The sequence below is a fragment of the Aquirufa salirivi genome (assembly GCF_045310485.1).
GTDB classification, from domain to species: domain Bacteria; phylum Bacteroidota; class Bacteroidia; order Cytophagales; family Spirosomataceae; genus Aquirufa; species Aquirufa salirivi.
The window spans coordinates 99,183-125,469 of sequence record NZ_JBEWZH010000004.1 but is presented as its reverse complement, the minus strand read 5'-3'; the positions used below and the strand labels follow the sequence as shown (position 1 = coordinate 125,469).

26 protein-coding genes are annotated in these 26,287 nt (G+C 34.9%); 4 read left to right on the top strand and 22 right to left on the bottom strand.

The genetic code is table 11. From position 1 onward, the window contains the following. Nucleotides 1–4: 4 nt before the first annotated feature. From U0R11_RS06630 to U0R11_RS06530, 21 genes are all read right to left on the bottom strand, one after another. Nucleotides 5–817 (bottom strand): FkbM family methyltransferase, encoded by an 813-nt coding sequence (locus tag U0R11_RS06630; RefSeq protein WP_406750763.1) that lies wholly within the window; start codon nt 815–817, stop codon nt 5–7. 108 nt (nt 818–925) lie between these two features. Next, nucleotides 926–2,548, bottom strand: a complete 1,623-nt coding sequence (locus U0R11_RS06625) for a polysaccharide biosynthesis PFTS motif protein (RefSeq protein WP_406750762.1) — start codon at nt 2,546–2,548, stop codon at nt 926–928. A gap of 82 nt (nt 2,549–2,630) precedes the next feature. After that, nucleotides 2,631–4,100 carry a lipopolysaccharide biosynthesis protein gene (locus U0R11_RS06620; RefSeq protein WP_406750760.1) on the bottom strand — a complete coding sequence of 490 codons (1,470 nt, stop codon included), beginning with the start codon at nt 4,098–4,100 and terminating at the stop codon, nt 2,631–2,633. A 60-nt stretch (nt 4,101–4,160) separates the two neighbouring features. Continuing rightward, nucleotides 4,161–4,877, bottom strand: coding sequence for a PIG-L deacetylase family protein (locus U0R11_RS06615; RefSeq protein WP_406750759.1), 717 nt, complete (start codon nt 4,875–4,877; stop codon nt 4,161–4,163). Beyond that, complete coding sequence (locus tag U0R11_RS06610; protein WP_406750757.1) at nt 4,867–5,604, bottom strand: metallophosphoesterase; 738 nt, start codon at nt 5,602–5,604, stop codon at nt 4,867–4,869. The genes U0R11_RS06615 and U0R11_RS06610 overlap by 11 nt, the downstream gene beginning before the upstream one ends. Continuing rightward, nucleotides 5,601–6,485, bottom strand: a complete 885-nt coding sequence (locus U0R11_RS06605) for an NAD-dependent epimerase/dehydratase family protein (RefSeq protein ID WP_406750755.1) — start codon at nt 6,483–6,485, stop codon at nt 5,601–5,603. Before U0R11_RS06605 ends, U0R11_RS06610 begins: the two co-directional genes overlap by 4 nt. Further along, nucleotides 6,478–7,416 carry an ATP-grasp domain-containing protein gene (locus U0R11_RS06600; RefSeq protein ID WP_406750753.1) on the bottom strand — a complete coding sequence of 313 codons (939 nt, stop codon included), beginning with the start codon at nt 7,414–7,416 and terminating at the stop codon, nt 6,478–6,480. The genes U0R11_RS06605 and U0R11_RS06600 overlap by 8 nt, the downstream gene beginning before the upstream one ends. A gap of 1 nt (nt 7,417) precedes the next feature. Continuing rightward, on the bottom strand, nt 7,418–8,449 hold the full coding sequence (locus tag U0R11_RS06595) for an N-acetylneuraminate synthase family protein (RefSeq protein ID WP_406750752.1): 1,032 nt from the start codon (nt 8,447–8,449) through the stop codon (nt 7,418–7,420). 27 nt (nt 8,450–8,476) lie between these two features. Next, nucleotides 8,477–9,109 (bottom strand): formyltransferase family protein, encoded by a 633-nt coding sequence (locus U0R11_RS06590; protein ID WP_406750750.1) that lies wholly within the window; start codon nt 9,107–9,109, stop codon nt 8,477–8,479. After that, a complete protein-coding gene (gene pseG / locus U0R11_RS06585; RefSeq protein ID WP_406750748.1) occupies nt 9,084–10,073 on the bottom strand; it encodes a UDP-2,4-diacetamido-2,4,6-trideoxy-beta-L-altropyranose hydrolase in 990 nt (329 codons plus the stop codon). The genes U0R11_RS06590 and pseG overlap by 26 nt, the downstream gene beginning before the upstream one ends. Then, complete coding sequence (locus U0R11_RS06580; protein ID WP_406750746.1) at nt 10,070–11,434, bottom strand: glutamate-1-semialdehyde 2,1-aminomutase; 1,365 nt, start codon at nt 11,432–11,434, stop codon at nt 10,070–10,072. The genes pseG and U0R11_RS06580 overlap by 4 nt, the downstream gene beginning before the upstream one ends. A gap of 9 nt (nt 11,435–11,443) precedes the next feature. Then, nucleotides 11,444–12,034, bottom strand: coding sequence for a GNAT family N-acetyltransferase (locus tag U0R11_RS06575; RefSeq protein WP_406750744.1), 591 nt, complete (start codon nt 12,032–12,034; stop codon nt 11,444–11,446). 45 nt (nt 12,035–12,079) lie between these two features. Continuing rightward, nucleotides 12,080–12,865 (bottom strand): cytidylyltransferase domain-containing protein, encoded by a 786-nt coding sequence (locus U0R11_RS06570; RefSeq protein ID WP_406750742.1) that lies wholly within the window; start codon nt 12,863–12,865, stop codon nt 12,080–12,082. 6 nt (nt 12,866–12,871) lie between these two features. Then, a complete protein-coding gene (locus U0R11_RS06565; RefSeq protein WP_406750740.1) occupies nt 12,872–13,918 on the bottom strand; it encodes a phosphotransferase in 1,047 nt (348 codons plus the stop codon). Next, nucleotides 13,918–14,709 (bottom strand): SDR family oxidoreductase, encoded by a 792-nt coding sequence (locus tag U0R11_RS06560; RefSeq protein ID WP_406750739.1) that lies wholly within the window; start codon nt 14,707–14,709, stop codon nt 13,918–13,920. Before U0R11_RS06560 ends, U0R11_RS06565 begins: the two co-directional genes overlap by 1 nt. Before the next feature lie 13 nt (nt 14,710–14,722). Then, on the bottom strand, nt 14,723–15,388 hold the full coding sequence (locus U0R11_RS06555; protein ID WP_406750737.1) for a hypothetical protein: 666 nt from the start codon (nt 15,386–15,388) through the stop codon (nt 14,723–14,725). Continuing rightward, nucleotides 15,366–16,259 carry an aldo/keto reductase gene (locus U0R11_RS06550; protein ID WP_406750736.1) on the bottom strand — a complete coding sequence of 298 codons (894 nt, stop codon included), beginning with the start codon at nt 16,257–16,259 and terminating at the stop codon, nt 15,366–15,368. The genes U0R11_RS06555 and U0R11_RS06550 overlap by 23 nt, the downstream gene beginning before the upstream one ends. Before the next feature lie 11 nt (nt 16,260–16,270). After that, nucleotides 16,271–17,443: a UDP-4-amino-4,6-dideoxy-N-acetyl-beta-L-altrosamine transaminase gene (gene pseC, locus U0R11_RS06545; RefSeq protein WP_406750734.1), complete on the bottom strand. Its 1,173-nt coding sequence runs from the start codon at nt 17,441–17,443 to the stop codon at nt 16,271–16,273. Continuing rightward, nucleotides 17,440–18,360, bottom strand: a complete 921-nt coding sequence (locus U0R11_RS06540) for an SDR family oxidoreductase (RefSeq protein WP_406750732.1) — start codon at nt 18,358–18,360, stop codon at nt 17,440–17,442. Before U0R11_RS06540 ends, pseC begins: the two co-directional genes overlap by 4 nt. Beyond that, nucleotides 18,360–19,358 (bottom strand): UDP-N-acetylglucosamine 4,6-dehydratase (inverting), encoded by a 999-nt coding sequence (gene pseB / locus U0R11_RS06535; protein WP_269004425.1) that lies wholly within the window; start codon nt 19,356–19,358, stop codon nt 18,360–18,362. Before pseB ends, U0R11_RS06540 begins: the two co-directional genes overlap by 1 nt. An 89-nt stretch (nt 19,359–19,447) precedes the next feature. Next, nucleotides 19,448–19,987, bottom strand: a complete 540-nt coding sequence (locus tag U0R11_RS06530) for an ArsR family transcriptional regulator (protein WP_406750731.1) — start codon at nt 19,985–19,987, stop codon at nt 19,448–19,450. A gap of 588 nt (nt 19,988–20,575) precedes the next feature. On the opposite strand from U0R11_RS06530, the gene U0R11_RS06525 reads away from it, so the two are divergent. The 4 genes from U0R11_RS06525 (at nt 20,576) to U0R11_RS06510 (ending at nt 25,757) form a co-directional block, all read left to right on the top strand. Then, on the top strand, nt 20,576–21,448 hold the full coding sequence (locus U0R11_RS06525) for a hypothetical protein (protein WP_406750729.1): 873 nt from the start codon (nt 20,576–20,578) through the stop codon (nt 21,446–21,448). Nucleotides 21,449–21,810: 362 nt separating this feature from the next. Then, nucleotides 21,811–22,371 (top strand): sugar transferase, encoded by a 561-nt coding sequence (locus tag U0R11_RS06520; RefSeq protein ID WP_406750727.1) that lies wholly within the window; start codon nt 21,811–21,813, stop codon nt 22,369–22,371. Between the two features lie 210 nt (nt 22,372–22,581). Continuing rightward, nucleotides 22,582–24,312 carry a single-stranded-DNA-specific exonuclease RecJ gene (gene recJ, locus U0R11_RS06515; RefSeq protein WP_406750726.1) on the top strand — a complete coding sequence of 577 codons (1,731 nt, stop codon included), beginning with the start codon at nt 22,582–22,584 and terminating at the stop codon, nt 24,310–24,312. A 1,019-nt stretch (nt 24,313–25,331) separates the two neighbouring features. Then, nucleotides 25,332–25,757 carry a hypothetical protein gene (locus U0R11_RS06510; RefSeq protein ID WP_406750724.1) on the top strand — a complete coding sequence of 142 codons (426 nt, stop codon included), beginning with the start codon at nt 25,332–25,334 and terminating at the stop codon, nt 25,755–25,757. Nucleotides 25,758–25,901: 144 nt separating this feature from the next. Here U0R11_RS06510 and U0R11_RS06505 read toward each other — a convergent pair whose 3' ends face one another. Then, nucleotides 25,902–26,255 carry a hypothetical protein gene (locus tag U0R11_RS06505; RefSeq protein ID WP_406750722.1) on the bottom strand — a complete coding sequence of 118 codons (354 nt, stop codon included), beginning with the start codon at nt 26,253–26,255 and terminating at the stop codon, nt 25,902–25,904. Nucleotides 26,256–26,287: the final 32 nt, after the last annotated feature.

Sequence of the window (26,287 nt, the reverse complement as noted above, 5' to 3'; positions counted from 1 at the left end):
GAATTTATTTCCTAATCCACCACTGATTAAATTGATTAGAGGAGCCGCAGTCACATTTTTTCAATAGAGTTAAACCAGCCTCCTCCAAAATGCGATGCGTAATATTAGCTTGTTCAATAAAATCATCATTTATTTCAACTAATACACTATTGACATTTTTAAGTACTTTTTGTCCACCTTGTAAAATAAAATGTTCAATACCATCAACATCCATTTTGATGTGTTTAGGTAATGGAATATGCAAATTATCTACTGCTTCCTGCATGGAAACTCCGATCGTTTTATATTCAAATACTTCATTCATAGGTTGACCATTTTGATCTATACCAGCACCGAAGGTTGATAAAGCTCCTCCCCATTGAGTTGAAGACATTTGGAATAAACTTTCCGATACTTTATCACTGAGTGCAATGGGTACAATAGTAACGAGTTGTTGTACCTTATTCAAATATATATTTCTAGCTAACAATTCTAAATTAAAGACGGAAGGCTCAAAAGCATAAACTTTACATGATTTTGACTTGGCTGCATAAACACTGTAAAGGCCAACGTTTGCGCCTATGTCCCAAATGATTGCCCCTTCTTCTATCGTATCAATCCAGTCAAGAGTTTCTGGTTCTTTACTTGAAAAAGTATCTAATCGATAATTATTAAGCCAATTAGGAACGCAAAATGCCATTTCAACATCTTTATGTTTTGTTTTCCTATTTTGTTCCATGGCTACATCGATCATACCTTGAATAAAATATAAACCAATTCGGGTTCTAGATAGCTTAAACACTAATTTGATGATTGAATCTAATATTCTTTTTTTCATTTAATTTACTTTTTTTGATTTTATAATTAATGTATTCAAATCCTTTACAAATGCTGAAATCGGTCTAAATATTTATTTGAATTTGGCCATTTTTCATCCAATTGATTTTTATTTGATGGTAATTTGTTCCTGAAACCATTCATCCAATTCTGCCTTCCCAGATATCACTTTAATCCCATGTGCGGCTCTATCATCTTTTTGGATTATACCACTTGGGTCATAAAAAATTGACAATTTCCCCTCATCTCTAGCAATTAATGCTGTAGAAGTAAACGGTAAAGAGATAACTACTTCCACTTTTTTTATTAAATATTTTGCAGCTAAATTAGGATCTATAGAAATAAAGTTGTCTGATTTTTGAAGGCGATGAATTAGGCTGCTATATTTTTTATTCAACAAATTACCTATTTCACGTTTCCTTTTTAAAACCATAAAAAATCCATATTTATTAGACACCCAAAAAATATCTTCCAAAAATTGATTTACGACACTTGGAATAAAATATTCAGGTACAACTCCTAGAATTTGGTATTTAGAATCTCTATGTGGCTGTACATCAAATACTAAAATTGAATGATTGGGTATTTCTACCTTTCCTATACTACTATCACTAAAATTTATAGGTCCAACAATTTCAATATTATTTATTCTATTAGTATTTCTATTGACAAAATCTGCTTGATATTCATCCCAAACCAAATATTTTGACCAAGATATTAAACTCCAACTATAAGGTTGAATATCGTATCCATGAGGTTCTTTGAATCTCTCAATATTAGTAGAATAAAAATAAAACAATATTCTTGATCCAAATTTTTCCGCATCATAAGTCCATATTGGCCGATAAAGATATCCTGAATTATGAAAAAGATAATCTGATGAAATTTGGACAGGATTAAGCAATCGAAAATGAAAAGACCTAATTGATTCTCCAAGTAACAAAGCATGCCAATATCTTCCCCTTATTAAATCAAAAATCGCCAATATTGGTAACCAACAAAGACCTAAAATAAAGGCTCCAATTTGATTAAACCCTTTCAATGTAGTAATTGCTGATTTAACAGAAATAATGGGTATTCCATCCAGTTCCGTTTGGGGACAATTTTTAACATTGTGAAAATATGTACTTACCGGCTCTTTTTTATTTTTCCATTGGCTATACCACGTAATTATGTCATAGCTGTTTTCGTCTTTACTTTTATGAGGTAAGTTATTCTTAGTAAGCGCATGAAAATAAACGCTATTATATCCGCCAGTAATATTTCGACTATCTTCATTTGTAAACAAGGAAATCACAAGAGTATGGATTCCAATAAAAGCCCCTTTTACATACACTAAAAATACATGACTTAGCCAAATTAGCTTGTTTAAAAACGTGTCCGTTTTAAATCCATATTTCTCTACTATTAATCGCCATTCATAAGGCAATGGTAGAAACAATTCGTATTTTCCTTTACCGATAGATTGTAAAAGTTTACTATTAAAATCTAACTCAACAAACCTTTGTAACATAAATTGTTTTACAATTATTTCAGCATTGGGAAGTCCTGCACCAAAAAATAAATGTAAAGCCCCTGATGATATATCTGAAAGATTGGAATTAGTAAACTCCTCTTTAATTCTTACCAATAAGTCTAGCCGTCCAGAATCTTTCAAAATACGATATCCCCTCATTCTGTCTCTGATTGCTTTTCTTTTATATCTAACTATCGTATTTTTAAAAAAAGACATTTTAGATAAAATTGCTACAATGGAATTTAATTGTCATTGATCCGAAAATAAGAATTCAAATTTATTGGTTTACTATTTTGAACTAAGAGGTTTTCCATCTAGGATTAAGTAATCCCTTCACTATACCAAAATTATGCTTTGAAATATAATGATACTTAATGCCTATAATGACAAACAACCCTACAAAAAACAATTTCATCAAAAATCGAATCTCAAAATGAAATTGATATTTTCTAAGAAAAATGGTGATAAATGTAAATAAGAAATAGGTGAAATAGATTGTTATCACTTTTGAATACTCCCATTTTATTTCATAAAATCTTTGTGAAATCACAAATGAAATTACCCCTGAAATTAATCCGGCCAGCAAAGTACCATATGCTGCTCCTAACATGCCCCAAAGATATATGAATGGAATATTTATAAGAATATTCAACACAATACTAACTAAGGTTAGCCAAGATGTTATTGATGTTTTTTTTGCATAAATCAATTGAGGCTGCTTTCCAAAAAAATAGGTGGCAAAAAGCATTGATAAAATACTCACAATTTCAATGGCTTCATGGTAGGATTTTGGGGTGAGAAGCATGATAATTTCTTCACTAAAAAGAGACACTATTAAAGCACCACTAATAGATAAATATATAAATGGTGTCAAATATGCCCCAATAGACCTTCCTCCTGCCTCTTTATCCATTTCAAACATTCGTTTATATACCTGCGGAGCAAACACATTCTGAACAGCGGTCATAAACGTAAAAACAATGTTGGCTATTTTCTGTCCCAAATTATAAATACCTGCTCCTCCTACTGAGCTGAGTAAGCCGATCAGATATTTATCGAATTGATTTCCGATTACGCCAAAGAATATTCGAGGCGTAAGCGGGAGGCTAATCATCAATGATTCCTTTAGTAATTGTTTATTAAAAACAAGTGGGAGCTCCTTAAGGAATCTTATCGATAAGACAATGAATACCAAGGCGCTTGATATAAGCGGACCCCAGATTAATCCTATTACGCCAAGCTTTAAATAAGCAACCAAAAATAGAGATAGCACTACTCCGATTAAATTCTCATCAATGGTATACCAGACATGGGCCTTTGCATTTTCAGTATTCTTTAAATAAATAAGAAAAAATGCCTTTAATGAGGTCATGCCAGTTGAACAATAAGACCAGAACAAGATATAACTATATTTTTCTGAACCAATAATCAATTTTGAAAGCGGCTCCTTAAAAATAAATGTAAGGATCGCGAAAAAAGCAAACGTAGAGATTACAAAAAGTAATGTTGAAAACAGAAGGCCGGCTCTTTTTTCCTTTTCTTCATTCTCATAGAAATTCCTCTCATAACCAATGGTTAAGCCGAAATTGGAAATTCCATTGATAAAAATCGCATATACTTGAGATAAGGCAAATACCCCAAATTCCTCAACAGTTAAAATCCTTGAGAAGATGGGTAAAGTCAGTATGGGGATTGCATTCCCAACGAGGACCGGAAGCATATAAATGAACCCATTTTTGAGTTGCTTTTCTTTGCTACTTTCTGTCATGCCGAATGCCGTGAAATTTCTTTCAAAATAATTCTTTGAATTGATTCATATTGACAGTATTTAGTCCTGAACACACCTTACAATGGTAAATGCCTCTGCCAAATTAACCCCTACCGATATCCCCCACCTTTGTGCTTGAATCATTAATGCCTCAGGAGAACGTGGATGTGGATAGGCTCTTTTCTCAAATTCATAACTTTGCATCCCAAGAATTTTAGCATTTACATTTTCTTCTGAAACACTGATGAACATATTTGGCAAGAAATGTCGTGGATCGGTTGGGGACCTCCATTCAGTACCCGATGGTGTTTCAAAAGTTATTATTGTTTTTACTTTTTCATGAGCCATTGGGCGACAAGCTGTAATTACAGCTTCAAAACATCTTTGGTGATCAATGTTTACGTCTCCGCCATGGTGAGTGAATATTATCTCTGGGGAAAAACCTTCCTTTTCTGCTTCAATAATCTTAATAATATCAAGCAGGGCAACGGTGTCGAATCTGTTATCCGGTAAACTGTAGATGCTTACACTCTGGTATCCAATTGCCTTCTGAGCAGACCTGATATTGGCATTATGAATTGCGAGTTCTTCCTTCCAAAGTTCGGGATCCCGGTTATCCGACCTGGATGTAATTCCTTCACCTAGTATGATTACATGGGCTATTACTCCATACTCCGTGATAAGTTTATTCATAGTAGCCCCTAAACCCAATAATTCGTCATCAGGATGAGCAACCACAATCATTATTCTCTTATTTCTCAACAAGTCAATTATCATATCGCCAAGGATTAGTTCTTATTATACTAGGGCAACAATTATCTTTAAAATCATCCAATCTTTTAAAAATTGAATCAGAATTAATCATCCCCAATTTTTCAATACAAAATGCGCTCAGGGGCTGACCAGGAAGAAAACAAGCAGCTGTATCAATGCCCAATTTTGTAGATGACACAAACGGAGTAAAGAATCCGGTATGTCCAAAAATCACACGGTATTGCCCCATGTAAAGTTCTTCATGTTGAATAAAGTCATACCGGTTAAAAAGCAATTGCTGAAGTGGAATATTTTCAATGTCTAAAAAATAATTTTCAGGAGATATACCACTATGTACTGCTACAAAAGAATCATCTTTCCAATAGGGTTTCAAACTAGTAAAAAAATCCGCGTAATCTGTAAGTAGTTTATTTTTCCCAGCCTCAAAGTCATTCATTCTTAATGATTTCAACGTAGCATATCCACCATATTTTGCAAGGTATTCTATCATTTTCGCATCATGAGGCTCCAGATTCATCCAGATATATTCATGATTTCCATAAAGAAAAGTACAGGGGTGTTGTTTATTCAAATCTAGTAAGAATTCAATTACAGCTTTAGGATCTTCTCCTTTGTCCAGGTAATCTCCTATAAAAATAAATTCAGGAGCTTTATCTAGCGTGAATATATATTTTATTAATACCCTGAGTTTGCTGATTTCTCCATGAATATCCCCGATTACGAATCTCATTCTATATCAGTTATATATTCCTCTAATTTTCCAAAATAATCCTCCCTCACAGGTATTATTTTCTTCAATTTTTCATTTGAAAGGAAAAAAGGGATGTAACCCTTTACAGGTTCAGAAATGTTTGCTTCCTGATTGGCAGTCCTTGTTTTTATGAATTCGAAAGTTTCATAAAAATCAGTTTCTTTACCATAACAGACATTATAAACATCAATTTTTTGCTTCCATTCATACTTCCTAATAAAATCTCTAATCATTAAACATAGATCATCGATATGAATCGTTTCCCAAAAAACTAAGTTTTTTGTTGAGATTTGGACAGGTTTGTCGTTTTTAAGATGATTGATCGTATTATAAAGAAATCCCCCTTTTTTATCTCCGCCGTATATCCCTGGCAAACGAAGAATGACCCCGATGATATTGCTGTTATTGCAGAAAAATGATGTTACACATTCGCCAATATATTTACTGAGGCCATAGGTATTTACCGGTGCAATTTCGCCACTCTCACTAACTGGAAGCTGATTTTTAGGGGAGTAAACAGTCATAGAAGATATATATATGATCTTAGCTGTTAGGTGATGATCTTTCAGGTATTGAAGAAATGACGCGTATCCCAACGTATTAACTGATAGGTCAGGATGTGTAAGATCACAAGTTGATAATGAATTCAATTTTGCAGCTAGTACTATAACCAGATCAAAGGAATGACCAAGGAGTGAGCTATAGCTTTGAGGATCTTCAAAATTAACCTGAAAATAATTTTCTTGCTGCGAGTTGACAGTACCTGTAAAAAATACTTCTGACTCCTCTTCCATCAAATGACTAGTTAGATGTCTACCTAAATAGCCTGTTCCTCCAACAAGAAGTATTTTTTTAAGCATTGTAGAAAATATTCTCCCAACGTCTATGCAAAAACAAGTTCTCTAATGGGCTCTTGATTGGACCCTTATAATTTGTATCATAGTAATCTAAATATGCTCTTACTGGATCAATACCGCCTTCTATTTCCATTATGGTAGTAGTTGAAAATCTGGGATTAATTTCAAATATCTTAATTTCATTTAATGGCGTGATGATAAGTTGTACATTGAAGGGGCCACAAGGCTTGAATACCTTGACAATCTTGGCTACCACAGCATCAATAGACGGATTATTTTCTGTGACGGCGATCTGGGTTATACCTTTCTTTTTAATTATTCTTTTACTACTAATACTTAATAGATCATTTAAGTTATTGGTTAAAGCACCTACCGTATATTCAATGCCAGTAAGAAGTGGTTGAATTAATATCTCTTCAGGTTTGTAACCTTCGAGCTTATAGTATGCATCCAGCTGGCTTTGATCATTTATCTTCATAATCCCACGGCTACCTCTTCCGGAGATGGGTTTAATGAAAATTGGGAAACCCAGTTCAGCATTATAATTATCACCAGTATAAGAAATGACATCTGAAATATTCTCTTTCTTTAAATACTGCATCAAGTCAAATTTATTCAGACAGAGTTCAGAAAAATCGGCAGTAGGACTGATAACCTTGACACCAGAAAATCCTTCAACAGTTCTTTTGGCAATGACGATCTCCTCATCAATCAGTGGGATATAAAAATCAATCCCGAATTGATCAATTAGTTTCTTGATTACAATCCAATAATTATCATCCGATACCATTGGGCATAAATGGAAATTCAGATCAGGATAAAGGTATTTTAATTGCGGATCAGCATCAACATAATGAATTTCGAATTCAGTACTTAAACTAGTATGCAAATAAGGGAACAGAGAGCCTCCAAGGCCCGATATAAGTAATTTCATATTAAATCATTTCCCAAGTTATCGGACTATCTGCTTCAATATCAATTTTTGCAGTTCTACCTACAACAACATGAATTAAAGAAGGCTCTATCCCATATCCAGGCCTTTTAACAACTATATCTATATCCTGAATAATTTCTCCTTTTGATATATTTCTTGAAGAAAGAATACTTCTACGTGCATTCTTAAAGAATTCCATTTCTTCTTCTCGAGGGCCATTTTTAATCCCATCACCCAAACTTCCTTCTATATCTCTAATTTTATTAACCATGTTAGCTAATTCATCCGGTTCAATGGCAAAGGCATGGTCAGGCCCCTCCATTTTCCGACTAAGAGTATAATGTTTTTCAATGACTTTGGCACCTAATGCAACAGCTGCACAAGCAATATGATCTCCCATGGTATGGTCTGAATAACCTGTAATCACATTGAATGCATTTTTAATCACATTCATTGCATTAAGATTTGACAAATGAATGGGTGCAGGATAAACAGAAGTACATTGGAGAATTATAATGTTATTATTTCCGTTTCCTCTAGATATATTCACAGCAGTTTCAATTTCAGATAATTTACACATGCCTGCAGAAAACATCAGAGCCTTTCCTGTTTTGCTTATTTCATCAATTAGTCTTACATCAACCATGTCAAACGATGCGACTTTAATAATTGGCATATTAACTCCAACAGCAATATTAATTGCTTCTGAATCACATGGAGAATCAAGAAAATCTACCTTACTATTTTTACATACTTCAGCAAGTTTCGTATGCCACGTACGATCAATTTCAAGCTTTTCAATCAACGTATATATACTTTCTTTATATAAACTTATATGAGGTGTTTTTTTTGAATAATGATTACTTGCTTTAAACGTTTGAAATTTTACGGCATTTACTCCAGCATCTGCTGCTTTTTCAATCATTTCACAAGCAATATCAAAATTACCATTATGATTACTGCCAATTTCAGCAATTAAATAACATGGGTCATTATTGGAAATTCTACTAAATGCTGTATTTATTATTGTCATTATCTTGTATTTAAATTTCTAAAAATATCACATCATTTTTTCAATGGAGATTTTATAAAAATGTCCATTAAGCTCAAAAAAGGCTGGATAACGTTCATTATCAACTGTCCTTAAAAGATTAAATTGAGATTTAATGCTTTCATTAATATCTAATCTACTATCCTTACTTTTCCTCCGTTTATAAAATGTACTTTCACCCGTTTGCACCTTACCAATTATATTACCAAAATCAGTTAAAAAATTCAGAATTATACTTATCGTAGCTTCACCTTGTGCTTGTCGAATTTCATCTATTAACTCATGTCCTTCGAGCTTTATCGTCTCTTGTAAATAGATATCTCCAGTATCAATTTCATCTGTAGCTTCAAATAGAGTAATGGGAATTTCATTTTTCCCTTCTAATATTTGCCATGAAACTGGAGACCATCCCTTACCAAGTGGTAAATAGCTCTCATGAACTACAAGATTATGTTTATTTAAATTCAATTTTGAGAATTTTTTTTCGCATGAAAGTAGACATAATATGTCCCCCTCTTCCACTTCATCATGATTGAAAAGTAAAATAGCATTGAATCCATTGGATTTACATGTATCTAAAAGTCTCTCTGCATAGGGGATAATCCATGAATTAGGATTATCTACTAATATTTGAATTTTCATATTCCAATGATTTAATCATTTCAACTATTCTCAAACCACTTTTCCCATCAATAATATTTTTATGATTTAAAATATTTATGTTCTTAATAATTTCCTTAATATCCATATTTCTTAAATCACCCGCGTCTACAATTGCATTTAATTTCTTATATCCATTGTATATATTTAATTGATTATCAATGTAATACCCTGAAACTGGGATACAGCCTACAGCCAAAATTTCAACTAATATTCCACTAGCAGGAACTATTGCTAAATCTGCTTTAAGCATTGATTCAAGCATTTCAACTTCATCTGCATGATGGATATGCGTTACTCTTTCGTTATTTCTAATGTAGTTTTCTAAATCCCTTAGATGTTTATAAGCAGATCCAGTAATTACTATTATTTCTTCAAAATGATTAATATGTATTATTTCTTGAACTACTTTCTTCGTTAGATTAATTTCATCAGCCCCCCCAAAGCAAATTAAAACGGTATTTAGCTTTTCTATTTTACGCTGAATTACCGCTTGCTTTAGAAACAAAGGTCTTAGTAATGCAAATTCTAATCCCAAGGCAAATTTAGTATTTGAAGCGGCATTGTAGTCACTCTTCGAAATTCCAGGTGCATGATTTATAATAAGATCCGCATTGAATTTTTGTTCATGCATATCATCTATGCAAATCAACTTAAAACATCTTTCTTTAACCGTTATGTGGTAATCAAAATCAAAGTTGTAACCATCTAAAACCACTATTTCATCACTACAAATTGCCTCGAAAAATTCTAATTCATGAAATATTTTAACTAGTTCAAATTTAGAATTTTCGAATTCTTTAACTATTTCATCTGGTATGAACTTACACACAAATTTTATTTCATAATAATCAACTAACATGTTAGCGAGCGAAATACATCTGACTAAATGCCCTAAACCAATCTCGGAACTGCCGTCAGTTCTTATTTTAATCTTACGCTTCAAAGTATCTTTCTAAATACCGGCCTGGCCACTTCTCCGACCAATTTATTTTCAACTCCTATTTGAATTGCTTCGTGAAGTTCAATCAATGTCTCTTTAAATGCCGCCACAAAATAGGCCACATCTTCAAACGTATGGCTAAAACAAGGCACAAAAGTTCCTTGAAATAAAATGCCTCGTTTAATCATTTCTTGCATGGCCAGAGTCCGCATGGCAGCACTTACTTGACCTTGATTATCCCGGAAATTAAAGGCCACCAACCAATTACATGGAGTAATATCTACAAATTGACTAGCTTCAGAATCCAAGATTGCTTGCTGACATTCTTTAATCAGAGCATCTCCAATTTGTTGATTATGACTAACTACGTTTTCTTGTTCAAATACATCTATTGTAGCATTTGCAGCAGCCATAGCATGAGTTTCTCCACCATGTGTTGTTGAAATTAAAAAGACTTTCTCCTCTCCAATTTTAGTAATTCCACCAAGTTCCATAACTTCTTTCCTACCTGTAAGTGCACAGAATGAAAATCCATTAGCAATTCCTTTACCCCAAGTTGCCATATCAGGTTTCAAGCCATACTTTGTCATGGCACCGGGAAAAGCCGTCTTAAAGCCACTGACCATTTCATCCATGATGAAAAGCGCCCCATGCTGATGTGCCAGCTCAATAGCGTCTTTTAAAAACTCAGCTGGACTTTGTTTACATGAACAACCATTTCCACACGGACTTTTTTCAGGTTCGGTAATCACACAAGCAATTTGTCCAGGGTATTGTTCAAATAATTGCTTTAGAGATTCTATATTACATGAATTAAATGTAACAGACAGTTCCGAAAATTCATTAGGCACTCCTTTATTACAAGCTGTGGTTCCAATAAACCAGTCATCGTAAGAATAGAATGGATGATCACCTGGAAATGCAACTAGTTTTCTTCCCGTAAATGCTCTTGCTAATTTAACCGCTGCCGTAGTGACGATTGAACCATTTTTAGCAAACTTAATCATATCATGCTGAGGGACTAAAGACAAAAATTTCTCAGCTGTTTCTTTTTCTAATACCGAAGGTCTTTGAAAATTAACCCCTTTTTCTAATTCTGCTCTAACCGCATCCAAAACTGGCTCATAAGCATGACCCAAGCTAACACTGGTTAAGCCCATGGAACAGTCCAAATACATATTTCCATCAATATCCCATAAATGAGCTCCTTTCCCATGGCTAATAGCTGCTGGAGAAAGTAAAGGGAATTGATCATCACCTTTAGAATAAGTATGAGCTCCTCCAGGTATTAAATTATGGATGGAATCTCTATATTGATTTGACTTTGAAAAATCATTTATCTTTCTTAAAACTTGTTTTTTCATATCTTCCAATTATGAGTTATTACTTAGAAAAAAACTTTGTACTTCATCATCATTCATATTAAATAAAGCCATTCGAATAGCATTACAATACTTACCATCATATTTACCGTGCATTTGATAAATTCCTTCCACTTGAAAACCTAATGATTTATACAATTTCACTGCGGCTTCATTATCCTCAATAACACCTAAGGTTATTTTCCTTAATCCCAATTTTTCAAAACAAAAAGAAATCACGGCTTGAGATGCTTCTTTTGCATACCCTTTACCCAAGTTATTTCGATCGCCCATTAGTATACCGTATTCTCCTAATCCATGCTTTTGATTTATTGGATCAATTTTGATATTTCCAATATGCAAGTTGTTTTCTTTGATCGTAATTGCCCAAAAATAAACTTTTCTTGCAATCATCGAGTTTACAAATGTCTTTAATTCTTTTTCCGAATAAGGAATCGGTGATTCCAAATACTTACAAATTTCACGGTCATTCAACCATTGTAAATAATTTTGGGAAATAAACTTTTCTTGCATTGGTTCCAATACAAGTCTATCTGTTTCTAGACGGATATTTTTATCTGATGGAGAAAAAATATGTACCATTATGATCAGAAATTCATTGGGAATTTTGTTGATACGAGGGAATGCTTAATCTTCATTATTTGTACCAGTGGATCTATTCTCTCGCTTACGTATTTTTTGTTCATCTGAAAGTTCTATCCCCTCATTTCGTTTTATATGTTGATTTTTTTGAAACAAGTGAGGTTGCAAATTTTCAATTTTTAAAATCTTTTCCCACCCAAAATAGACATCTGGATGAAAGTGTTGAAATACGTTTGTAACTACTTCAAAATCATCTTCTTCGTCAACCGTCCATCTTCTATTAGAGTAATCTATTTCATTTATTCTGTTAAAAATTTCATATTGACCTGAATACCTAATAATTGGTGTAACATGCTCTCTTTCAAAAGGTGATTTGGCTTCATTATATGCTTTTTCAAGGGCAGTAAATGAAAATACCTCCACATCCAGTCCATCAGGAAATGTTGGCGGATTTATGTTACTTGAATAATCACAAGAATTATTCCTGAAATCCTCAATCACTAAATCTATTATTTCTGGGTCAATTAAAGGACAATCTGCAGTAATCCTGAGTATGGTCGTTGCATTGAAAAATTTAGCTGCCTCATAATATCTACTTAAAACATCGTGTTCGCTGCCTCTAAATGTGTCAAAACCTAATGATTTCACAAAAGAAGCCAATATGTCATTGTTACTGTTCACTGATGTAGCAACAACAACTTTATCAATTAACTTAGCTTTAGAAACTCGTAAAAGTAAATATTCAATCAATGGTTTCCCATTGATCAACTTCATTACTTTGTTAGGAAGACGGGTAGATCCCATCCGGGCTTGAATAAATGCTATAGTCATTTCCAATCAGGAGTTAAATAAAAGTCTGGCTTCTTGAAGGTGATTCAACTGCACGGATAAAAATGCATTCCACTGTGGGTTACGATCAACTATATTTAGTCTTAAAATAATTGCAATTCGCCGCAAAACATCTGCAATCGCTAGCTCTGATATAAATGGGATCCATTGATTGTTTTGGGTCATACTTTGAGACAATACCCCCATCCAAATATTAGCAATTTCTTTAGGTGTTTTCCCAGTATTAACCACACTTTGCCTACACAATTTCAATGAAACAAAACCCAAAGCATACCCGGAATGCATTAAACGTATGGAGTCTAAATCAAGAAAGGAAGAAAGTTCTCCACCTTTCATAAGTATATTATGAGGATGTAAATCAAAATGGGAAAATTGGAATCTTCCAAGATTAATATCAGAATTGAATATTAATTCAACTTCTTTTTGAAGTAAATCTTTATTAGAAATCAGTAGTTCCCTATCTTTTTCTTGAAAAATATTATGAACATCAACTGGGTTAGAAAAATAGTCCTTAAATAATTTGAAATCATTTAATGAACGCATTTCTGGTATCTTTAAACCTCCAAAATTTAAATCAATTTCTGCTAAGTTATTAAACAATAGACCTACAGCTTCAGCAACAGAAATCAATTCTTGGATTGAACCAGAAAAAAATAATCCTTCATCAAATTTAAATAAAGACCAAACCTGATTGTTATACCTTATGGCTAAAGATTGGTCAAATGCAGGAATAAGGGTAGAAACTGGGATTTTTTTTGAGGATAAATTAGACGAAAGTTCACAAATCCCAACTATTTCAGCATAAGTGAGTGAATTCCCCCATTTTTTCAACAAAAATTTGCCTTCTGAAGTTTCAATACAAAAATTGTTGGAATTTATTTCTATTCCTCCTACTTGTTTGATATCATAAACAGATTCCCCTAATGCAGGAAAAAAATTTACAATTAAAGTGCTAATATTATTAGCACTTTCACCAAGACAATCATGCCAAATTGGTTTATTTGCTGAAAAATAATCAGATTCAAAAGGATTCATTAAAAATAACTTTTAGTTAATCCTCCATCAACCATGATACTTGAACCTGTGATGTAACTCCCAGCAGTTGAGCACAGGAACGTCACAGTATTTGCAATTTCATCTGGATTAGCAAATCTTTTAGCAGGAATCATATTTTGACTTTCTGCCAACACTTCATTGTAATTACGATTATTTGTTTCTGCACTTTGCTTTATAAGCGAGGATAAGCGATCAGTTAAAACACCACCTGGACATATTACATTTAAAGTGATATTATCTGAAGCAAATTCAAAAGAAACGGCTTTTGTAAAGGCTGAAACACCCGCCCGTAAAGTTGCAGATAATACCATTGTAGAAGATGGCTCTTTTGCAACAGTAGATGTTATAGATACTACACGACCCCATTTTTTATCTTTCATAAAAGGCAAAAAAGCACGTGTAAAACGAATAACACTAAAAAGATTTACTTGTAAAGCATCATCCCAAACTTGATTACTATGTTGTAAAACAGAGCCAGGAGGAGGACCACCAGCATTATTAATAAGGATATCAGGAGTACTATTCCATTCCTTTTCAATAAATTTTAATACCTTTTCTGGTAATTCTAAATCGATTACATCTCCTTGAAAATAAGATGCGGTATAACCCGATTTTGTCAAATTGTCAACCTCGGATTTCAATAAATCAGCATTTCGAGCTACTAATAATACTTTAGCTCCTTCTCTCGCTAAGGATTCAGCAATTGCCTTACCCATACCCTTACTTGCTCCTGTAATTACTGCTATTTTGTTATTTAATCCAAGTTCCATTTTATGAATATTTTCATTTATTTATCTTACCATTTTTCTTATTGTATGCAACCAAGTTTTCCATATAAACTGTTAATTGAGGCAAAGACTTACTTACCAAAGGCAAAACGTAATTTTCAATTTCATTCAAATATCTTTCCCTTACAGCGTCATCAGAGTTCAACCCAAGTATAAATAGATTATCAAGTTTATCTATAATTTTTACAATAGATAAAGAATGTGAAGTTGAAGAAATTGCTCCATAATAATTATTTAAATAAGTCGCGTTTTCTTGTAAATCTCTTTCTACAGTTAGTATTTTAATTGAATCGGCTACAACTTGGCCTACTTCAGATTTCAATTCTTCATGACTGATTGAAGAAACCTCTAACGCATTGTGAAGTAAGGAGATAGCACCTAAAGTTTTTTGTTCAAACTTTTGAGATAGCAATAAGGTCATACCAGCAACTCGAATGGGGTGAGCTAGATAAGCTTTCGGAGTTAAACCTGCATGATGATAATCTAAAGATGATGCAAAGGACAACACCTTTTTCAAATATTGTTGATCATCAAAAGATAAATCTTCTAATCCTGAATTCCATAGATTTTCTGAGAACCTCTCATTTTCAGGATTTTCAAGTGCATTCAACCTCTTTCCAATCTCTATTTCTATTTCTTCAAGAAAACCGCAAGTGAGCATACATTTCCCAGTTTAATGGATTACATAAATTTTCATCTAAGGAAACTAGCTCCTTTGGTATGTCAATAACATTGCCAACTGCAGATTTAATAGTTTCCTCTAATTGTACATAGTTATCAATACCAAGAATGACTCGATCAATAAGTGGATTTTGAAGGACATATTGAAGACATACTTGTAGTGGCGTGATTTTATTTTCAATACAAAAAGTACTTAAACCTTTCCATATAGTTTCCCAATTCCCAAAGAGCTGAATTTGTTCCTTGATATTCATCAGCAGCAAGCCTTGTAAATATACTGATCTTGCATGAATTTCAATGTTTCTTTTTTTTAGCTTCTCAAGTGTATTATCAACTAATAATCGTCCATCAATAATATTGAATGGTACTTGAACTAGATCGACATTAAAATTAGCTAAAATAAAATCTACTTCTTTCGAATCATATACAGACACTCCAATTTTAGTAATTAGACCTTTTTCTTTTAGATCTGAAAGCTGATCTAACAATCTTCCTATCTGTGGATCAAAAAATAATTTTGGATTGTGAATAAGAACTCCGTATAATTTGTCAATTTTTAATCTCGTTAAGGATTCAAATACGCTTTCAGAAAAAGAATCATTAATTAAAATATTTTTACCTGTTTTAACCTTAGTAACAACATTCCAATCTTTTAATTTCAAATTTCCTAGTTTCTCTTCAGCATCTCCATAAGATGGAGCTGTATCAATAAAATTTATACCATTATTTTTTGCCAGATTTAAAATTTCATGAATTTGCGGTATAGATAATTCATCACTCTTATTCGTTAAACCATAAGATGAGCCAAACTGTGCTGTTCCAAGACAAATTTTTCCTAATACATTTTCCATAACGATCTTAATCAAAATAAATTCTGATAACCAGATGGTTTTTTAATCGCGTCCACCACAAATTTCTGCTCAATTGGTGTCAAGGTCGCAAACATAGGAATGCTGATGGCTTCTGAATAATAGGATTCCGCTTGAGGAAATTCTTTGCGATCGTAGCCAATGGACTCATAATACGGATGTGTATATACGGGAATATAATGTAGGTTAACTAGAATGCCCGCTGTTCTAAGTTTTTCGAATAGCTGACGGTGTGTAATACCCTGTTTGTTTTTCTTTATACGAATGATAAACAAATGCAGTCCCGAATAAGTATCAGGGTGCTGCCAAGGTAACTCAATCCAATCTTCTTGCAATAACTCATTATAACGAGTAGCAAGCGCATGTCGAGCTGCGACAAATTCATCCAAACGCTTCATTTGACTTAAACCTAATGCCGCTTGAATATCTGTCATTCGATAATTATAACCCAACTCTATTTGTTGATAATACCAAGGACCATCTGGCGCATGTGTCATTTCACTGGCTTGTCTGACAATACCATGACTTCTGTAACGATTCAAAGAAATGGCTAGTTGTGGGTCATTGGTCAGGCACATACCCCCTTCACCCGTGGTGATAATTTTCACTGGATGAAAACTAAATACGGTAATATCTGAATATTGACATCCTCCTATCGCCTTTCCTTTGTATTTCCCTCCAATCGCATGTGAGGCATCTTCAATAATACGAAACCCATATTTTTGACCCAAAGCATGAATCTTATCCATTTCACAAGACTGACCAGCCAAATGAACTGGAATGATAACCTTGGGTAATCGTCCAGCTTTTTCCGCTTTAACTAACTTCTCTTCTAAAGCGATCACAGAAATATTATACGTAGCTGCATCTATATCCACAAAATCCACATCTGCACCACAATACAAAGCACAATTTGCTGAGGCAACAAACGTGATAGGACTAGTCCAAACCAAATCTCCTTTTCCCACTCCCAAGGATAAACAAGCAATATGTAGCGCACTAGTAGCACTATTTACCGCAAAAGCGTATTGGGCATCACAATAATCGGCTACCGATTTTTCAAAGGCTGGTACCGCCGGTCCTTGTGTAAGAAAATCAGATTTAAGAACATCAACTACTGCCTGTATATCCGCTTCGGATATATCTTGGCGTCCGTATGGTATCATAATAATTGTATTTCTTGGGTTTTACCTTCAAGCTCTTGCTGGTGCAATTGAGCAATATGCTGTTTTACCGTACCTAAATTTCTCCCTAATAATTCACTGACTTTCCGATTGGATAAACTCATATCTGCAGGTCTTTTCACTAAATTAGTTTGGGATTGTAAAGTACTCTTGTGGATGAGTGATTTATCTAAACCAAATTCATCCGCGAGTAAGACCCCAAATTCATATTTTGAAATCCTGTCATCACTTACCACATGAAAAATACCCTTGGCCTTTTTATCCAATAAGTCATGTACAGTTTGAATCAGATTTTCTGCTAAAATGGGCGTGTAATGCACATCATCAAATAAGTGAAGTGTTTGATGATCCCTTAAAGCTTGAATGATGTAATCACTAAAAGATTTACGGTAGGAAGTTCCCCATCCGTAAAAATTCGTGCGAATCAGTAAGGCATTGGGGTTAATTTGTAAAACAGCCTTCTCTGCTAATGCCTTGGTCTGCCCATACACATTGATAGCCTGAGTAGGCACTTCTTCAGACAACATGGAAGCATTCCCTTCAAAAAGATGGTCTGTAGAAATATGTACCAAAGGAATTCCTAAACGTTTCGTGGCATTCGCCACTAAACTTGATAATTCGACATTGATGTGGTATGCCAAATCAGGTTTGCTTTCACATTTCTCTACACTGGTTAAACCAGCAGTGTGTATTACCACTGAAGGATGTACAGCCTCCAATTGCTTCATCAAAATTGCCTCAGAGGTAAAGTCAAGGGAAAGTACATGACCCCCTTGTGGATGAATTTGTCTTTCGTTCAATCCAAGATAAACGCTATATTCGTTCCTCTTGGAATAAAACCAATTGACTGCTAACAGTCCAGAACCTCCAGTAAGAAAAATGGAAGGTTTTTGACTCATTATATTTGACCTATCTTGAGTTTATTTTTTTCGATCCAAGCTTTTAATTCTTCTACTGACATCCATTCAGAATTGTTATCGGAAGAATATGTGAAATCATCTGGCACCGATTTACCTTCTTTGATACGTAATGGATCTGATGACCATGCGTGAATAGCCGGTAAAATTTTATAATAGGTATCGTACTCAAATGTGTGAGGAGCATCTTCCACACCAATCATCTGCTCGTGTATTTTTTCACCTGGACGAATTCCAATGATGACTTGTTTAGCATCAGAGTCTACCGCTTTAGCGATATCACCGATGGTCATGGATGGAATTTTTTTCACATAAATTTCTCCCCCTAACATATCATCAAATGCCTTCCAGACTAATTTCACACCCTCCTCTAAGGTAATCATGAAACGAGTCATACGAGGATCTGTAATGGGAAGCTCACCCGTTCCTGCCAATTTGTTAAAAAATGGTATCACTGAACCACGTGAACCCATCACGTTGCCATAACGAACGACGGAAAAAGTAGTTTGATTTTCACTGACATTAGAATTTGCAGCAACGAATAATTTATCGGAAGCTAATTTAGTAGCCCCATATAAATTGATTGGATTACTCGCTTTGTCTGTCGACAAGGCCACCACTTTTTTAATACCACTCTCAATACAAGAGTCTACTAAATTCATGGCACCATTGATATTCGTTTTGATACATTCGAAAGGATTGTATTCTGCTGTAGGAACAATCTTGGTAGCTGCCGCATGCACCACATAATCAATACCATCCAAACAACGAGATAAACGATCTTTGTCACGGACATCACCAATCACAAATTTAACCCTTGGGTCATTGGAGAATTTTTGAGCCATTTCCCATTGTTTCATTTCATCTCTCGAATAAATGACAATTCTTTTGGGATTGTATTTTTCTAGAGTCATTGGAACAAAGGTATTACCGAATGAACCTGTGCCTCCAGTAATTAGAATTGAAGAGTTTTCTAACATTATAATTTAATTAATATGAACGCTACAAATATATTTTTTAATCTTTAAATACTTGATAATCTGAATTTTGAATCGTTTAGCTAGCTAAATTAATTCAATAAATGAAAATACGATCCTTTAAAATTCTCCAAGAAAGAATGCTGCTCTTGACTAGCATACACCGCGACTCGTATTTTTTTCTGAGGAATAAGCCCTTCTGCTTTTTGAATTAATTGATACAAATAATTTTTGTCCACATCTCCAATCAACACCAAATCTACAAAGGGGGAATCTTTGCCCTCCGCTAAATCACCTGTTAGGTATACTTTTTCTACATTCCCTAATTTATCAATCACCTGCTCGATGATTTGATCCAAGCCCACAAATTGCATGATGATTCCCCGCAAAGAACTGAACATAGGGTGGGCTGTATTTACCGCATAGTGCTTCACCTTGGAGTTGTCTGGATCTACCTGAACTTTAATCAGGTGCATTTCATTCAACTTATTCAATTCCAAACGTACGGTATTACTGCTCACGCCCAACTCCCTTTCTAAACCACGTAAGTAAACCTTACTTGCTGGGTTAAGCAGGAGTTTGGTCAATAGCTTGACACGAATTTTACCTGAAAAAATGGAGTCTAATTGCAAAGGAAAAGGAATGGCTTGCTACGGCTTCGCCAACCTGACTCACATATTGAGTGAGCAGACTGATACAAAATTGAGTAACAAAAATATACATTTTAGATTAAATAGGGAAATAAAATTTATTTTGTGGTAATAAATTCAACAAAGGCCCTCATAGGCTTCAAATTCCTTATTTTTGCGGTTTAAAATGACCCATAAAGCGATTATTTGGTACATATAAATAGCAGAAATTATATTCAGAATTTCTGCAATCATGTTGATTAATATGTTTCATTTATATGACTATTGAAGATTTTAAACAACGGTGATTATATGATAAAACCTATCAAATTTTTTCTTTGATTTTCCTAGTTAAGCTAACTTTAAGGATTAATTATTTTTAATACCAATCATTTAATATTCACTGGCATTACAGATTTGAAATTTCGATCAGAGTGTGACAAATTCAATTATTTTATATTACTTCACCATTGATTCGGAACAATTTACAAAATCATAGGAGGAACAAACTCTATCTAGTTTGCGAGGAAAATGAATATTGTTAACGGTGAATTACAAATAGAGGGAATTTAATTAAAAATTAATTACACAATGAAAAATAAAATACTAAAAAAAATCTTCCGACCTTATATTCTTAAAAGAATCTATTATGAAAGACTTGGTGAGCCGTTTATATATAATTTAGCCTCAATTTTCAATCTCATATTCGGGAACTTTAGATCTAAAGTTGAATATGATTTAGTCCCTCGCGAACCATACGCTTACAGTATTTTAGCTGCCGCTGATTTTGCTATTGCTAATAATATTAAAAAAATTGCAATCATTGAATTTGGGGTTGCTGCAGGAAATGGACTACTTAATATGTGTTATATCGCAGAAAAAGTACAACAATTGACAGGTGTGGAATTTGAAATTTTAGGATTTGATACTGGTGAAGGAATGCCATCTCCAACAGATTACAAAGATCACCCAGAAAAATATTTTACTGGAGACTTTCCGCTTGTTGATCGTGAAAAATTGATTAATAGCTTACCTAAAAATGCTAAATTGATTTTAGGTAAAATTGGTGACTCGCTTAGTGATTTTGAAAAACATTGCACATGTCCAATAGGATTTGTGTCCGTAGATGTAGATTATTATACTAGTACCGTTGATTGTTTGAAAGTTTTTAAATTATCCCCAGATAAATATTTGCCCTACGTATTCACCTATTTTGACGATGTTTATAATATTGATCATAATGACTATTGCGGCGAACTTTTGGCAATTAATGAATTTAATACAGAGAATGAATTTAGAAAAATTACGAGAGCAACTCTATTGAATCAAACTAGAATATTTAGACGTAGTCCATGGACACATCAAATTTATCTAACACATATTTTTGATCATAATAATAGATCTTTAGAGTATATTGAAGGTAAAAGAAATAAAATTACAGTTTTAGAAAATCCCTTTCTTTAAGTTCTACTTTCAATTATTCATTAATTTGAAAAAAAATTGGTTTGATTGAATAAAGGAATCCACAATGAATTTGGATTCCTTTATTCTTTTATTTTCATTAGATAAAAATGGTTTCCATCCAATAAACTACAACACTGAATTAAAATTCCCCCCAAGCTTTATCAAAAGACTAACTTCTAAAATAAAGCTGTGAAATTCAAAAATAGGTATTCCTGTTATTGCTAGACCAAAACGATACAATATTGAAAACAAAAATTTAAATTTCAGCTTTAAGAGCGGCATGATATTTATTTTGTGGTAATAATTTCAACAAAGGCCCTCATAGGCTTCAAATTCCCTATATTTGTGACATCCAATGAACCATGAAGCGATTATTTGATTTACTTTTAGCCCTCATTTTGTGCCTAATTTTGGCAATCCCAGCTATTTTCATCGCTTTTTTGGTACGATTCACCTCCTCTGGCCCCATCATTTACTGGTCGACTCGCATAGGTAAAAACAATGTCACTTTCCCCATGCCTAAGTTTAGAACCATGCTGACCCATACTCCTGTGGTGGCCACCCATTTATTGACCAATCCTGATCAATTTCTAACGCCCATTGGTTCTTTTCTCAGAAAATCGAGTTTAGATGAAATACCCCAGTTGTGGTGCATCCTGAATGGCGATATGTCTTTTGTGGGTCCTCGTCCATCACTACCTAGCCAAACCGACCTGAACACTGCCAGAACCGAAGTATCCGTTCATACACTAGTACCAGGACTAACGGGTTGGGCACAAGTGAATGGTCGTGATGAAATTCCAAATGAACAAAAAGTGGCTTTCGATGCCGAATACCTTCAAAAACAATCATTTTTCTTTGACCTAAAAATCATGTGCCTTACTGCTTGGAAAGTGGTGAAGCGGGATGGGGTGGCTCATTAGTTATTAGGGTTTAGATATTAGTGATTAGTGGTACTTATCAGGTTTATGATATTCTACTAATTTGCCGTTTAATATGAGTATTTATTAGGAGATTTATTGATTGAAAATCTGTTGAGTGAATTCCCAATTGAAATGCCCGAAATTTTTTCATGATAAACCTGAATAAAAAAATACGAATACCCACTTTATACCGCTATACGCCGACTCTCTATGTTGCCTAAAAAGAAATGGACGCTGTTGCCTCCTCCAGAAAAAGAAGCATTACAACAGCTTTCGGATGAATTAAGTACCGTTAAAAACCCTTATTTTTTGCAGTTACTTTTATCTAGAGGCATACGAAACTTTGACCAAGCCAAAGCTTTCATGCGGCCAGAATTAACATCCATTCATGATCCTTTCCTCATGAAAGATATGGACAAGGCAGTAGAAAGATTGGGGATAGCCTTAGAAACTGGAGAGAAGATCTTGATTTATGGTGATTATGATGTAGATGGAACGACGTCTGTGGCTTTGGTTTACGGGTATCTAAGTGAAATTCTTGGAGCGGATTGTGACTACTACATTCCCGACCGTTATACCGAAGGCTATGGTGTTTCACAGGCTGGAGTTCAATATGCTAGAGATAATGGCTACAGCTTAATCATTTCGCTAGACTGTGGTATCAAAGCCCATGAAAGAGTCGCTTGGTGTAATGAACAAGGTATCGATTTCATCGTGTGTGACCACCATTTGCCAGAAGAGCATTTACCTGAAGCTTTGGCTGTCCTTGATCCTAAAAGAAAGGATTGCGCCTATCCCTTCAAGGAATTGACAGGCTGTGGGGTAGGTTTCAAACTTCTTCAAGCCTTTATTGAAGCCAATTATTTAGAAACAGAACCACTCTGGGATAGAATTGATTTATTGGCTTGTAGCATTGCAGCGGACATGGTTCCTATTACGGAAGAAAACCGAGTATTTGCCTATTTTGGTTTAGAGAAACTAAGTAGCAACCCTTCTCCTGGATTAGCATACCTACTTCAAAATGCGGGGAGAACAGCTCCCATCCAAGTAACGGATATCGTCTTTTCCATCTCCCCAGTCATCAATGCCGCAGGTAGAATGGACCACGCGCATGGTGCCGTCAAATTATTATTAGCATCCGACACCATGGAAGCTAGCCAGCTAGCCGAAGCTGTTTTGAAACAAAATCAAAGTCGGAAGGAAGTTGAAAAGGAAATCGTCCAACAAGCCCTTGAAATCTTTCAGCAAGATCCTTTCTTACCCAATGCCTTTTCTACGGTACTTTTTCATCCTTCTTGGCATAAAGGTGTAGTGGGAATTGTGGCTAGTAAAATACAAGAACATTACTACCGACCGACTATTATTTTAACGGAATCACATGGCCAATTAGTTGGTTCGGCTCGTTCTGTCAAAGGTTTTGATATTCATGCTGCTCTAGAATCTTGCGCAGATTTATTGGTTCAGTTTGGTGGCCATACCCATGCCGCAGGCTTACATCTTAAACCAGAAGATTTACCTGCTTTCATTCAGAGATTCGACGGATTAGTTAAAATAGGTTTAACAGGAAATCCCCCTCAGGCAGAATTATTAATCGATATGGAAGTTCCACTTTCTGCACTTAATCTAACGTTTCATGATAAATTATTGATTCGACTATCTCCTTTTGGACCAGGAAATATGATTCCTCTTTTTCAAAGTAATCAGCTTTTTCAAAGTGCTCCTCCCACCATAATGAAAGAAGCCCACCTGAAACTATTTGTTCAAGATCGTCCTGAAAATCCTGTGATGGAAGTTATCGCTTTTAACCTGAAAGCTGATTTTTATGAAGGATTGATGGAGGCTTATTTGAATCAAAAGCCCATTTCATTGGTCTATCATCTGGAAGTGAATGAGTTTAGGGGAAATCGAAAATTGCAGTTAAGGGCTTTGGATATGGCTTAATATGGTGGCTTCGAGGGCCTCAGCCACCAGAGAGCCTCAGCCTATTTTTAATAATGTAAACTATTCTCTTCTATACTGACTTTGAGAGCCTCAGCCACCAGAGAGCCTCAGCCACCTTTTGATAATAATTTCACTTCACATTCAGAGTGGCATCGAGAGCCTTGGTCATGGTGGCTTCGAGTGCCTCAGCCACCGCAGAACTTTAGCCACCTTTTATTAATTTCACTTCAATTCGAGAGCATTAGCCACAATGATTATTATCACCTATTTCTTAGATTTAACCAGACATATTTGGTAGCTGAGGCTCTCGAAGCTACCAGTATAATGGAAACCTTCGTGATTGGTGGTTAGGATTCTATGAGGGCAAGCAATATGGTGGCTTCGAGGGCCTCAGCCACCAGAGGACTTTAGCCACCTCAGAGCCTCAGCCAATCTGATGTTCGACATCGCTGAAGTTGAATAGCGGATTAACGGATTATACACCCTTGCTGGCTGAGGATCTCGAAGCCAGCATACTATATCCAATATTCGACATTACAAATGTCGAATAGCAGATTCGCGAATTTCAACTACTTAATTTTCCATTTGACATAGCCAGAGGTGGCTTCGAGGGCCTCAGCCACCGTAGGACTTTAGCCACCTCAGAGCCTCAGCCAATCTGATGTTCGACATCGCTGAAGTTGAATAGCGGATTAACGGATTATATACCCTAGCTGGCTGAGGATCTCGAAGCCAGCATACTATATCCAATATTCGACATTACAAATGTCGAATAGCAGATTCACGAATTTCAACTACTTAATTTTCCATTCGACATAGCCAGAGGTGGCTTCGAGAGCCTCAGCCACCAGAGAACTACAGCCACCAGAGAACTACAGTCATCCGAGAACCAAAGCCACCAGAGAACTACAGTCATCCAAGAACCAAAGCCACCAGAGAACCTCAGCCACCACAGAACTGATAATTGTCATATTTAATTCTAATAGCATCACTTAGTTTTGAAGCAAAGGCTTTACATGATGGGAAAGAAAACAATCATTTGGTTCAGTAGGATCTCCTTATTTATAATATATTTCTGGTTTGGAGCATTAAAAGTGGCTGGAATATCACCTGCTGAAAAGTTGGTTGAACATTTGTATGAAGCTACTTTGCATAAGACATTGAGACTTGACACTTTCTCCTTTTATTTCGGATTTATTGAATGTGCATTAGGCTTAGTTTGGTTGTTTCCAGCATTCACTACATGGGCATTCTATGCCTTGATATTGCACCTTATCACCACTTTTCTTCCTACCGTCTTTCTCCCAAATGATACTTGGCAATTCATTTTTACCCCTACTTTGATAGGACAATACATCATTAAAAATCTTGCACTTTTATCTACTGCATGGTTTATACGTGAGGCATATACAGTGGAATTAAAAATTCAACATGAATCTTTGTGAGATAAGACAGCTATATACCAATGCTCTATGGTGGCTGAGGCACTCGAAGCCACCGCATCAAATCTATTAGATATCCCCAATCATGCTGGCTTCGAGTACCTCAGCCACCATGATTGTTATTTATATTTAAATGGTTTAAGAATTTTATGAAGTGTAGTTAACCATTCGATTTAGCTTATCCGTAAAATGTGGCACTTCGGTGGCTGAGGCTCTCGAAGCCACCTTATTTATACTATTATCCCAAGTAGCTAATGCCCTATGGCATAGGCTCTTTGGTAGCTGAGGCTCTATGGTGGCTGAGGTTCTCGAAGCCACCTTATTTATACTATTATCCCAAGTAGCAAATGCCCTATGGCATAGGCTCTTTGGTAGCTGAGGCTCTATGGTGGCTGAGGCTCTCGAAGCCACCATATCTATATTATTTTCACACCATGATTCCAGATAGCTGAAACCCAAAGTTGGCTGAGGCTCTTTGGTGGCTGAGGTTCTCGAAGCCACCTTATTTATACTATTATCCCAAGTAGCTAATG